The sequence below is a fragment of the Sodalis sp. (in: enterobacteria) genome (assembly GCF_036327475.1).
Lineage (GTDB): Bacteria > Pseudomonadota > Gammaproteobacteria > Enterobacterales > Enterobacteriaceae.
Window position 1 is genome coordinate 1,648,413 of the sequence record NZ_CP132913.1, and the last position, 12,757, is coordinate 1,661,169.

Sequence of the window (12,757 nt, forward strand, 5' to 3'; positions counted from 1 at the left end):
TTTTAAACTCCAGATTGGAGGCTTATTTTACCCTGTTCCACTTTGAATATCTTTCCCTTTTCATCGGTAATATCACGGATTTGATCCGCACTGACCGCACTGACAAAAACCTGGGCTTGAGTGGCTTTTAGACGCTCCGCCAATAAGCGGCGACGTTCAGTGTCAAGTTCGGAAGCGAAGTCGTCGATAAGATACAGACAACGCCGGCCGTTCCGGTGAGTCAGGAATTCGCCCTGCGCCAAACGCAGAGCGCACATTAATAATTTCAGCTGACCGCGCGAGAGGATATCCTCCACCGGTACGCCTTCGGCACGGACCCGGAAATCCGCTTTATGTGGCCCCAACGTGGTGTAGGTCAGCGCGCGATCACGCTCGAACTGGCGTTCCAGCAGCTCGCCAAAATCGCTTTCTTTGTCCCAGCCGCGCTGGAAGCTGAAATCAAGGCGAAACTCCGGCAAAAATTGCGCACAGGTGGCGCTAATATCCGTCGCGATAGCCTCGCTGTAGTCGGAGCGCCATTGACTGATGCGATTCGCCAACGGTATCAACTCCTGATCCCACGCGCGCAGCTGCTGATAACGACTGACCTGACGCAAAGCGACATTGCGCTGTTTTAGCAACCGACGCAGGTTACTCCAGGCGGTAAAAAAACCCGGTTCATTATGGAAACAGCCCCAGTCCATAAATGCGCGCCGGTATTTAGGGCCACCGTTAAGCAGTGTGAACCCCTCAGGCGTAATTAGCTGCATTGGTAAGAGTTGGGCCAGTTCCGCCACCTTATGACCATCGCTGCCGTTAATACGCACTGTGCTGTCGCCCGGTCGATTTCGCAACAACCCAACAGAAGTCGCGCGCGCATCGGTCTCTCCGACATCAATACGCCCGTGCAGCACAAACTCCGACTGCTCATGGCGAATAACGCACCCAGATTGCACACTGCGAAACGCACGGCCGTGGCCAAGCGTGTAGATCGCCTCTAAAACGCTAGTTTTCCCGCTACCGTTGCCGCCCACTAGAAAGTTAAAATCGGCGGCCAAGGACAAATCGGCGGAGGCGATGTTACGAAAATCACGAATCAACAGACGCGACAGAGCCATTAACTCACACTACCTTACTTTACCACGTGGCTACAGACGCATCGGCATAACAACATAGGCAGCTGCCTGGCTGGCGCTGTCTTCAATCTGCACACTGGACATCCCATCGGTCAGCAGCAGCCGCACTTCTTCGCATCTCAGGACGTTTAGCACATCAAGTACATAGTTGACGTTGAAACCGATTTCCATTTCGCTGCCCTGATAAACGACATTGAGGATCTCTTCCGCTTCTTCCTGTTCGGGATTATTAGCGGTGATTTTCAGCTGATTGGCGCTGAGATAAAGCCGCACGCCGCGAAATTTTTCATTAGAGAGGATGGCGACCCGAGTGAAGGCTTGCTTGAGCACATCGCAGCTCGCCTCAAGAGTTTTATCGGGATTCTTTGGCAACACGCGGCGATAATCAGGGAAACGGCCGTCGACCAGCTTGGAAGTGAAGATACAATCACCGACACTGGCGCGAATATTGTTGCTGCCGATTTGCAGCCTGACGGGGTTTTCGCCGCCGTCCAGCATGCGCACCAACTCTATCACCCCTTTGCGTGGCACAATGACAGAGTGGGGCGGCAGCGCCTCGCCAACGGACATGGTGCAGACCGCCAGGCGGTGCCCGTCGGTGGCCACGGTACGCAATTTCTCGCCTTCGGTTTCAAAGAGCATACCGTTGAAATAGTAACGCACATCCTGATGAGCCATCGAGAACTGTGTCGATTCGATCAATCGTTTCAGAATTGACTGCGACAGAGTAAGTTCCACCTCGCTTTGCCAATCCTCCAAATTAGGAAAGTTGGAGGCGGGCAGCGTGGAAAGCGAATAGCGACTGCGCTCCGAGCGAATCAGCATTCGTTCACCTTCCAACGTCACGGCAATTTCCACCCCTTCCGGCAAACCGCGACAAATATCAAAAAACTTGCGCGCCGGCACCGTGGTGGCGCCCGGCTCATGATCGGCGCTCAGCTTCACCCGCGCAATCATTTCCATTTCCAAATCGGTACCTGTCAGATGCAAGCGGTCTTCCGTCACCTGCAATAGCAGGTTACCCAAAATCGGTAATGTGGGGCGACCTCCCAACGGGCTGCTGGCCTGTTGCAGGGGCTTAAGCAAATGCTCACGTGCAACGATAAATTTCATAGTTAGGAAGACAATGTTCTGATTAAGTTGGAGAAATCCTCTTTAATATCGCAGCTCTTTTCACGCAATTGCTCGATTTTCCGGCAGGCGTGCAACACTGTTGTGTGATCGCGTCCGTCGAACGCGTCGCCAATTTCTGGCAGACTATGGTTGGTTAATTCTTTCGATAACGCCATCGCCATCTGTCGGGGGCGGGCCACCGAGCGTGAACGCCGCTTGGAGAGCAAATCGACCACCTTGATTTTATAGTATTCAGCGACGGTTTTCTGGATATTATCAATAGTGACCAGCTTTTCCTGTAGTGCTAGGAGATCTCGCAGCGCTTCGCGCACAAAGTCAATGGTAATCGCCCGGCCGGTGAAGTTAGCATTTGCAATGACGCGGTTCAACGCCCCTTCGATTTCGCTGACGTTGGAACGTAAACGTTTGGCGATGAAAAAAGCCACTTCCCCCGGAAGGCGAACCGAGTTCTCATCAGCTTTCTTCATTAATATCGCCACGCGCGTCTCAAGCTCCGGCGGCTCAATCGCCACCGTCAGCCCCCAGCCAAAACGCGACTTCAACCTGTCCTCGACGCCGTTTATTTCTTTGGGATAGCGATCGGAAGTCAGAATAATCTGCTGATTGCCTTCCAGCAGTGCATTGAAGGTATGGAAAAACTCCTCTTGCGAGCGCTCTTTATTGGCGAAAAACTGAATATCATCGATAAGCAACGCGCCTACCGACCGGTAATGGCGTTTAAATTCCTCGATGGCGTTATTTTGTAATGCCTTGACCATATCCTGGACAAAGCGCTCTGAATGCATATACACCACTTTGGCATTGGCCTTGCGCGCTATGATTCCATTGCCCACCGCGTGCAGCAGATGGGTCTTGCCCAAACCAGTGCCACCGTAAAGGAACAGCGGATTATAAGCGCCGCCGGGATTGTCGGCGACCTGCCGCGCCGCGGTGCGCGCCAACTGGTTCGATTTACCCTCAATGAAATTGTCAAAGTTGTGTTTGGTATTCACGTTGGAACGATAAGAAAGCTCCGATTGCAGTGGAGTATTATCCCAGCTTGGCCGACTGGGCCGCGGACAGGTGATCACCGCTTGGGACGTGAGCCCGCTGGCGTGATGGCTCGCGGGCTGAAGCACAGCCATTCGCAGCGGCTTGCTACCCACCTCAAAGCGAAGTAGCGGCGCATCGGTGCCACAAAAATCATTTAGCAACCCATTGATGTTGTTCAAATACTTATCCCGCACCCAATCCAGCACGAACCGATTAGGGGCGTAAAGTGCCAGAGTGTTGTCACTCAGCTCCGCCTGTAGGGGGCGTATCCACATACTGAATTCTGTGGCAGGTAACTCATCCTGCAACCGGGCAACACATTGCTGCCAAAGCGAAAGTGACACGGCGGACTCCAATCGAACAAGAACAAAAAAGAAAAGAAACAAAACTGTATGATTCAGGCCCATCTTTTGACACAGATTGCTGTGCAACCTGCGAACCGCCTTAAACGGTTTTCCCGCAACGGATTTTAGTGGAAATCCCGTCAGGCAGTGCGGATCATAACGCAAACCGTGCCGCAGATCCTCCTTTTCTACACAGTTTTCAACCTTTTTATCCACAGGGTGATCGAGCGCTTTGGCATGTACCTGATTCTATCCCGTTGGATAAAAAGTAAGCCTTATGATCGACGAGAAATTAAGTGTAGTCTAAATTTTTCAGTCGGGATCGCGGACATGTGTGCCAGGAATAGAGTAGATCCTGCATGATCCTTGCGTTTTTGCGCGAACCTTGTATAATTCCCAATTCTGCGCGTGACGTCTGTTCTATCCAACTTGCTGGACGGAGTTCTGGCCGGAACACGGGTGTTCAGGCGGGCATGCGCAATGTGAATTGACTCGAGGCTGTACAATTATTACAATCCCGCCTCTTCAATCGTGATTGAAGCATTAGTGGTTTTTCGCCAAGCGGCGAAATGCGTTTACTGATCAGTAATCATCAAGTTTAGGTAGAAATCGCTATGAAACGCACTTTCCAACCGTCCGTATTAAAACGCAATCGTACACACGGTTTCCGTGCTCGTATGGCAACGAAGAACGGTCGTCAAGTTTTAGCACGTCGCCGTGCAAAAGGCCGTACACGCCTGACTGTATTTTCCAAGTAAGAAAGCTTGCCCACCGGGTGGTTAAACTCGCATTTCCCCGGGAGTTACGGTTGTTAACTCCCAGTCATTTTACTTTCGTCTTCCAGCAGCCTCAACGGGCCGGCACGCCGCATGTCACTATCCTCGGCCGCCTGAACACGCTGGGGCATCCCCGCATCGGTCTCACGGTCGCTAAAAAACATGTAAAGCGGGCCCATGAACGAAACCGGATCAAGCGCCTGACGCGCGAAAGTTTCCGGCTACATCAGCACGCCCTGCCCGCCATGGATTTTGTGGTCATCACCAAGAAAGGCGTGGCCGATCTGGATAACCATGCCGTGACGGAAGCGTTAGAAAAATTATGGCGCCGCCATTGTCGCCAGTCCCAAAGCTGCTGATCGGGTTGATACGCGGTTATCAGCTCGTGATCAGCCCGTTGCTAGGGCTTCATTGCCGATTTCATCCCACTTGTTCGCAGTATGGAATTGAGGTGATGCGCAGGTTTGGTATGTTAAAAGGCGGTTGGTTGACATTAAAACGCGTATTAAAATGCCACCCTTTAAACCCAGGTGGCGAAGATCCCGTGCCGCCAAAAACCTTTGACAACAGAGAACATTAACAATGGATTCGCAACGCAATCTTCTTGTCATTGCTCTGCTGTTCGTGTCTTTCATGATCTGGCAGGCCTGGCAGACGGAACATGCTCTCAAGCCTACCGCCCAGACTACGCAACAGAACGCGAACACCACAGCGGTAGACTCGGACAGCCAGATCGTGCCGACCAGCGGACAGGGCCAGCTAATTACGGTGAAAACCGACGTACTATCGCTGAAAATCAATACCCGCGGCGGTGACATTGAACAGGCTTTCCTGCTGTCCTATCCTGATAAACTGGGTTCGCCGCAACCTTTCCATTTGCTGGAAACCTCCGCTGAGTTCATCTATCACGCACAAAGCGGTCTGACTGGCAAAAACGGTCCGGATAACCCCACCAACAGCGAACGCCCACTGTATACCACCAACCAGGACATCTATGTTCTGGCGGATAACCAGAGCAAATTGCGCGTGCCGCTGACCTACACCGCGCCAGACGGCGCGGTGTACACCAAGACATTCATCTTGAAACGCGGCGATTTTGCGTTAAACGTCCATTACGATATCAATAACGCCAGCGCGAAACCGCTTGAGTTGACGTTGTTCGGTCAACTAAAACAATCCATTGATTTGCCCAAGGCGCGCGATACCGGCAACAGCAACTTTGCGTTACACACTTACCGTGGCGCGGCGTATTCTACTGCCAACGACAAATATCATAAGTACAGCTTCAAAGATATCAAAAGCGAGAATCTCTCCGTCAGCACCGAGGGGGGCTGGGTCGCCATGTTGCAGCAGTATTTCGCCACTGCCTGGGTGCCTTTCACCCAAGGCAAAAACACTTTTTATACCACGGACCAGGGTAACGGCCAGGCGGCTATCGGCTTCAAATCCACCCCTGTCACCGTCGCGGCCAGCGGCCAAAGCGAGCTGAAAGCCACGCTGTGGCTCGGCCCGGAAATCCAGGACAAAATGGCGACCATCGCCCCACACCTGGATTTGGTGGTTGATTACGGCTGGCTATGGTTTATTTCCCAGCCACTGTTCAAGCTGTTGAAATTTATCCACGGCTATATCGGCAACTGGGGCTTTTCCATTATTATCATTACTTTTATCCTTCGCGGCATCATGTACCCGCTGACCAAGGCGCAGTACACATCGATGGCCAAGATGCACATGCTGCAGCCGAAACTGGCGGCGATGCGTGAGCGCCTGGGTGACGATAAACAGCGTCAAAGCCAGGAAATGATGGCGCTGTACAAGGCGGAAAAGGTTAATCCACTTGGCGGCTGTCTGCCGCTGGTGATTCAGATGCCGATCTTCCTGGCGCTGTATTACATGTTGTCAGGCTCGATCGAATTGCGTCATGCTCCGTTCGCCCTGTGGATCCATGACCTTTCGGCCAAGGATCCCTACTACATCCTACCGGTACTAATGGGCATTACCATATTCTTCATCCAGAAGATGTCGCCCACCACCGTCACTGACCCGATGCAGCAGAAGATCATGACCTTTACACCGGTGATTTTCACCGTGTTCTTCCTGTGGTTTCCGTCAGGTCTGGTGTTGTACTATATCGTCAGCAACCTGGTGACCATTATCCAGCAGCAGCTTATTTATCACGGCCTGGAAAAGCGCGGCCTGCACAGCAGGAATAAAAAACCAAATAACGGTGCACGCATCAGACGGTTATAACCATGACTGTCCTAATTTTTCGATCACGCCCCACGGCGCTAAGCGAGCGTTTCAATGAGCCAGACGGATACTATCACAGCCATTGCCACCCCGCCCGGACGCGGCGGTGTCGGCATTCTGCGCGTCTCGGGCTCCCTGGCCGCTACGGTGGCCCACACACTGCTAGGTAAGTTACCGCGGGCGCGTCAGGCGGAATACCTACCCTTTCGCGCTGATGGCGGCGCTACGCTTGATCAGGGCATTGCCCTGTTCTTCCCTGGCCCCCATTCCTTTACAGGTGAAGATGTCCTGGAACTGCAAGGGCATGGCGGCCCGGTCATCTTGGATCTGTTGCTGCAGCGTATCCTATCACTGCCCGGTGTGCGCATTGCCCGCCCTGGCGAGTTTTCCGAGCGCGCCTTTCTCAATGACAAACTGGACCTCGCTCAGGCAGAAGCGATTGCCGACCTCATTGACGCTAGCTCTGAGCAAGCCGCCCGCTCAGCTATTAATTCGCTACAGGGCGCGTTTTCCGGGCGAATTCATGAATTAATGGAGGCACTCACTAACCTGCGCATCTACGTCGAAGCGGCTATCGACTTTCCTGATGAAGAAATCGATTTCCTCTCTGACGGCAAAATTGAAGCCAGCCTGAACGACGTCATCGCCAGTCTTGATGGAGTACGCATCAAAGCGCGCCAGGGTAACCTGCTGCGCGAAGGCATGAAAGTCGTGATTGCCGGTAAGCCGAACGCAGGTAAATCAAGCCTACTAAACGCGCTTGTGGGGCGCGAGGCCGCCATCGTCACTGCCATTGCGGGCACGACGCGCGACGTGCTGCGTGAACATATCCACCTGGACGGTATGCCGCTGCATATTGTCGATACCGCTGGCCTACGAGACGCTGGCGACGAGGTAGAGCGGATTGGCATTGATCGTGCCTGGCGTGAAATTGAACAGGCCGACCATGTGCTACTGATGGTGGACGGCGCCGTCACCCCACTTAATGACTCGAATATGCTTTGGCCGGCATTTATCGCTCGTTTGCCTTCCGGTATGCCGGTTACGGTAGTGCGTAATAAAGCCGACCTCACCGGCGAAAGCGTCGCCATAAGTGATGTGAGCGGTCACTTACTTATTACCCTTTCCGCCAAGTCTGGTATGGGCGTAGATCTGCTGCGTAACCATTTGAAACAGAGCATGGGTCTTACAGACAGCACCGAGGGGTTTTTGTTGGCTCGTCGACGCCATCTGGATGCGCTAGAAACCGCCGCCATGCATTTGCAGCAGGGAAAAGAACGGTTGGTAAGCGCTTACGCAGGAGAACTGCTGGCAGAAGAGTTACGACTAGCGCAACAGGCGCTGAGTGAAATTATCGGTGAATTCAGCTCCGACGATCTGCTCGGCAGGATTTTTTCCAGTTTCTGTATCGGAAAATAAATCTAGTTAGTAGTGTCCACTTCCTTTCTCTTGCCCTTGAGATTCACGGTTTCGGTTGAGTGCCAACCCAAACCGATATTCGGGCGCCTCATTATGGCGCCGAAAAGCTATCATCCCTGCCGAGATATCTTAATAATCCGTACGAGCAAAAATGGCCGCTTATTGGGTCCAAAATGCTGCCGCGCAGCAGCAAACACCCATTTTGGAGCCAGCGCGCCCGTAGGCGTCGCTCTGCCCTGGTCTAGTAAAATTCAGCCTGTTATTCGGCCCTGCGACGGAACACAATGAGGCGCAGCGGTCAATTTGGAGGCGGTGGCTTTCGTCCGCTCCGGTGCTTGTGAAACCTGCATGAAAGCAACAAGGCACCCTTTAATCAATTCAACAAAAGAGACCTCATGACAAATAAGCGCGTGCTATCATCACGAGAGCGAAGAGTAATCAGCTGTGCGGAGAAGGATCGCCGGTCCGTTCCTGGCTTAGCGACCCCGGGCGGCTGACAGCGGCGCGGCGACTCAGCGGCCAGAACAAGATGTGTTTCGGGCTTTAATCAGCGGCCGGGAGTTTGAAAAGCGCGAATTATGCTTATCGGCGGTCAATTAGCCTGATGGCGGTGTACTGATCCTGGTCACTGGCGCTAGCGGCGTAGGAAAAGCCACCTCGCCACTTTGTTGCACCGCTACGCCGGTGAAAACAACGTGATCCCCGCAGAGCGAGGCTAGTTGAGTTCAATTGCGCCGACTAGAAATTATTGTCCAGTGCGCTATTCGGTTATGTGAGGGGCCCTTTGCAGGCGCGGACAAAGAGAAAACCGGTCTGCTGGATGAAGCAGACAAAGGCTTTTCTTTCTCGACGAAGTTCACTGCCTATCCGCTGAAAACCAGGAAAAACTTTTCCTGTTTATGAATAAAGGCTACTTTATCGCTCGGGTGATAAGCGCCAAGCTTGTCGCGCCCATGTGCGTTTTCTTTTCGCCACCACCGAAAACAGCGAAAATATTTTGCCTACGACGTTCTACCGCCGTATCCAAGTGATTACCCTCGTCCTAATCACGCCCTTTGGTGAGAAACTGGCGCTGGTATCCACCTTTTCCAAGCTGAAGCGCAGCGATTCGCCATTTGATTACTTCCCCTGAACGGGGAAATATCGGTGAACTCAAAACCGCATCAAAGTTTTGCGCGCTTCCGCTTATATGTAGGGACGTAGGGACAAAAGAACGGCATGCGTCTTGTGTAATCCGCTGGCGCGAGATGATAGCGAAAACGTCATTTTCATTGGGACGAGAACACCTTCCGGCATTACTGTTTACACCGACAAGATCGGTGGCGCGAGAAACCCTACTAGAAAACTTTTGCCGATGATCCGATAATGTCCCGCTATTCGTTCGCAAGCTAGATGAGCATTATCTCGCAACTCTGGGCGGAAGCGGCCGCTGGGCGGCTCTACCAGCGAGCTGAGCGGTTTACGTATGGATTAATGATGGAAAGGCCGTATTCTATTGTCTGCAATAGTGCTTGCATAACACTGTTTCTTCCGCTTCTATCGAGCATCTCACCATGGTGACGGAATACATTCTCCTGCACGCTTGTTTGCTGGCTAGTGAAACCTTTCGTTGCTGCACACCGGCGCTTGCCGGAAACATCGGCGCCCCTGCAGCATCCCTTGCTGAGTACTGTTTTTGCCATCAAGTCGAGTAGGAGCCGCTTATCCAAAGCACTATCGTGGCTCACGGACTCACCACTGCCTCCGACATTACTGGAATGCGAATAATTTGCTAGGGGTTTTTATCTCAAAGTGTTTGATATGCCCCGTTCGTCGATATGGTGACTTTGTAGGCATGGGCTCGCTCGAGGATATTGACGCCGAAATTAAACTGCATATCCAGAGCAAATTGATCATCTCCTGTATTTTGGTGGGGTGTCAAAGCAGCTATAGGAAATCGCCAGGCGTTATGTAAATGATGAAATGATGTCGTAAAATGAACATGACGATCTAAAATGTGGAGGCTGGCAAAAGCGAAAGGTTAATCATTACCACTTATGAAATTGAATGCTAACGCCATCTCTATATCAATATCAGTATGATAAGCCTGACCAATTGTGGAAAATTATTGCTCAACCATGATGTTCGCCGACAGACAGGCCGCTTATTGTCAAATACCACTTTACCATGACCACAACGGAATTCATAATGACATATGAGCTCATAGAGACCTGGGTCACTATTGACCATTCCTTGCTAGTGTTAAACGCCCAACGAGATAGTATACAGGTTTCTGGCGATGCCTAAACATTAACTCTAACTCACTAATAATATTGTAAAATTTGGCACGCCTTTGTATTATCACTCACACAACTTAGCTTTAACTTCATCTTGAGAGAATGCAATGGCGTCGAAGAAGTGGATAGATCTGAATCAGCGGTGGTTATTCCATCTGGAGTTCCGGAATTGGCTCACATATTGTCAATCACCTGCTGGAGAATAATGCCAAGGTGATTGTTGCAAATATCCAAATACCGAGCTCCGCTTCCCGCGCGGCCTGAATGGATTACCGCTTGTGCGATGTTACTGATCGTACTGCATTCAAACAGTGTGTTAATGACGTATATCGCCAGTATCAACGTATCTATAGACTGATGAACAACGCGATGGTTAAACCGCGCCCGACTGTTGATCGACTATTATAGCAAAACGCCGCAATACGAGTTAAGCGACGACGATTTTTATTTTATGGTGAGATGAACCAAAAGAGACCTTTTATTTGCACTCAAGAAGTCACTCGCATCATGATCCGCAAAAACAGGTCGCAGTGGTACAAATTCTCTTCGAGGCCGGCATTGAGAGCGAAAGAAAACAGAGTTGTTATTCCTCAACCAAAGTCGCTGTACATAGTTTACCCTATCCCGGATGAAAGAGCTTGGTACATTTTGTATTCGGGCCGTGGGCGTTGCGCACGGCATCAATGAACCGACACTGATTGTGAGGGATGCCAGGCGCCGTGAAGCCGTGACATAAAGGTCACCAATATTGATGAAGATTGCAACCAAAAAATCCTCCTCGGCCGTCAGGGAAAGTTTGATGAAATCGCCAATTTGGTAATCTAGCTATTGTCCGACAGGTCAAATTATATTACATGTATCACAATAAACATCACAGGAGAAAAATCTCGCGACTACATTTTCCGTTTCTGGTAGGAAATTTTATGTAAACGTTGTCCAATGGTTATTCGTTATTTCAGATGGCCGTTTCGGCAACTAAGTGTTAATAACTGCGAAATAATCCTAGGTAAGATAGAGAATATTTATTGCTTGTTATTAGTGCCGAGTATGGCGCTAGAGCAGCTTATGGAAGAGATAGTAAGGTATTAAAACTGACCCCTACGCACAATATCATTTTATCGATATTTACGCCGGTACGCTGTCTAACGTGGCAGCGGTGCTTGCTAAACAAAAAAAGGTTTTCCGGTGATGTGCGGCATGAATTTACAAATGCTGATTGAAGCCGAGATGTATCGTAATGAACTGAGTATAGAAGAACTCATCAATCGCATTCTTGAAGTGGGCGGCGTAAGTATTAAAAACGTGACATCTATAGCCAACGTGAATAGATACGAATAATATTAAACTGTTACGAGTTGATTTTCGCCTAATTCATTGTCAGGTTATTACGAAGTGGCGAAATATGGCCGTTACTAAGTGGAGGACAAATTATATCAAGACCCCTGTTGGCCAATATCTATGTGATGTCGCCACCTGGCGTCGATGTTCATGTCATGGACGAAGAGCAATTCGTTAACGCCTCTCAAGAGAGACGCTTACACAGCAATAACGTACTGGCGTTATTAAATCCATTGGTAACGTCAGACATTTGATGTCATGGAATATTGTATTGTAAGTTCCTATTGGTGGAATCGGTGGCAGTGTCAATCTGCGCGGCGTGGTGAATAGAATATCCATTGATGATCAGGATTTACAGGATCTCACATTTATTCAGTCTCAGGGAACCGCCGCTTCTTTTTAGTCACAACAGATGAAGTCAAATTAACGTTGATAAAGCCATAACACGTCTGTCTGGAGGGCTGATTTGTAGGAAGTCGCGATTTTTACCGGGTTCTGGTACTGGATTTGTAGAGCTGACGTAGGTTATGCCATTATCCACACCATCCGACAGCCATTACTCGCCTAAGTACTGATTTGCTTGATAATGGATGACTCATGCGTGCGGTAATCATTTGTGCGGCCATACAGATCTTGTAGCGGCGGCAGACTCCAACTTGCCTGCCGATGATTACCCGGCCGTCATTATCACTATTACCACTCGCCTTAAACACCGACCTTTCGCCGACGCTGGCCATTGCCATGCGGTACCGGTCTGGATTATGGGCGTATTTCTTGATCAATTCAGAAAAACCGTCAACGCCGTTTCTTTACGTCAAAGACAGCATCAATGCCTTTCTAAACAGAATATACCGGAATGGCTGATTCATGGGTTCAGCGTTGCAGGGAGTCTGCTCCCTGCGCTCGGCTTTGTCTTGACCATTTTCGTTATCGGTAACAGAGCATTACTACCGTGGTTTGTCATTAGCTATGGTGCAGCGCGGCGATTTTTGTCTCAGCGCCGTATTACTTATTTCTTATTATCAAAATAAGAAATAAGCGTTAGGATTTAACCCATGCACCCTAAAGAGATA

General features: G+C 50.6%; 11 protein-coding genes. 8 read left to right on the forward strand and 3 right to left on the reverse strand.

Translation table 11 applies throughout. The features are described from left to right. Positions 1-2: 2 nt before the first annotated feature. From recF to dnaA, 3 genes are read right to left on the reverse strand one after another with little or no spacing between them, the layout of a single operon-like run. On the reverse strand, positions 3-1,097 hold the full coding sequence (gene recF / locus GPOALKHO_RS08895; protein WP_406702200.1) for a DNA replication/repair protein RecF: 1,095 nt from the start codon (positions 1,095-1,097) through the stop codon (positions 3-5). A gap of 30 nt (positions 1,098-1,127) precedes the next feature. Next, entirely contained in the window at positions 1,128-2,228 is a 1,101-nt protein-coding gene (dnaN, locus tag GPOALKHO_RS08900) for a DNA polymerase III subunit beta (protein ID WP_406702201.1), read from the reverse strand. 2 nt (positions 2,229-2,230) lie between these two features. Then, a complete protein-coding gene (gene dnaA / locus GPOALKHO_RS08905) occupies positions 2,231-3,625 on the reverse strand; it encodes a chromosomal replication initiator protein DnaA (protein ID WP_406702203.1) in 1,395 nt (464 codons plus the stop codon). A gap of 614 nt (positions 3,626-4,239) precedes the next feature. Here dnaA and rpmH point away from each other — a divergent pair. The 8 genes from rpmH (at position 4,240) to GPOALKHO_RS08945 (ending at position 12,715) form a co-directional block, all read left to right on the forward strand. After that, complete coding sequence (rpmH, locus tag GPOALKHO_RS08910) at positions 4,240-4,383, forward strand: 50S ribosomal protein L34 (protein WP_406702204.1); 144 nt, start codon at positions 4,240-4,242, stop codon at positions 4,381-4,383. A 17-nt stretch (positions 4,384-4,400) separates the two neighbouring features. Continuing rightward, positions 4,401-4,760, forward strand: a complete 360-nt coding sequence (gene rnpA / locus GPOALKHO_RS08915; protein WP_406702205.1) for a ribonuclease P protein component — start codon at positions 4,401-4,403, stop codon at positions 4,758-4,760. Next, on the forward strand, positions 4,724-4,981 hold the full coding sequence (gene yidD / locus GPOALKHO_RS08920) for a membrane protein insertion efficiency factor YidD (RefSeq protein WP_406702206.1): 258 nt from the start codon (positions 4,724-4,726) through the stop codon (positions 4,979-4,981). Before rnpA ends, yidD begins: the two co-directional genes overlap by 37 nt. Positions 4,982-4,983: 2 nt before the next feature. Beyond that, positions 4,984-6,651 carry a membrane protein insertase YidC gene (gene yidC / locus GPOALKHO_RS08925; protein ID WP_406702207.1) on the forward strand — a complete coding sequence of 556 codons (1,668 nt, stop codon included), beginning with the start codon at positions 4,984-4,986 and terminating at the stop codon, positions 6,649-6,651. Between the two features lie 54 nt (positions 6,652-6,705). Beyond that, positions 6,706-8,070, forward strand: coding sequence for a tRNA uridine-5-carboxymethylaminomethyl(34) synthesis GTPase MnmE (mnmE, locus tag GPOALKHO_RS08930; protein WP_406702209.1), 1,365 nt, complete (start codon positions 6,706-6,708; stop codon positions 8,068-8,070). A gap of 955 nt (positions 8,071-9,025) precedes the next feature. Next, complete coding sequence (locus GPOALKHO_RS08935; RefSeq protein WP_406702211.1) at positions 9,026-9,202, forward strand: hypothetical protein; 177 nt, start codon at positions 9,026-9,028, stop codon at positions 9,200-9,202. Positions 9,203-11,791: 2,589 nt separating this feature from the next. Then, a complete protein-coding gene (locus GPOALKHO_RS08940) occupies positions 11,792-11,938 on the forward strand; it encodes a hypothetical protein (protein WP_406702212.1) in 147 nt (48 codons plus the stop codon). Positions 11,939-12,274: 336 nt separating this feature from the next. Continuing rightward, the gene (locus tag GPOALKHO_RS08945) at positions 12,275-12,715 is read left to right on the forward strand and encodes a PTS sugar transporter subunit IIC (RefSeq protein WP_406702213.1); all 441 of its coding nucleotides are present in this window, start codon (positions 12,275-12,277) and stop codon (positions 12,713-12,715) included. The last annotated feature ends 42 nt before the right edge of the window (positions 12,716-12,757 follow it).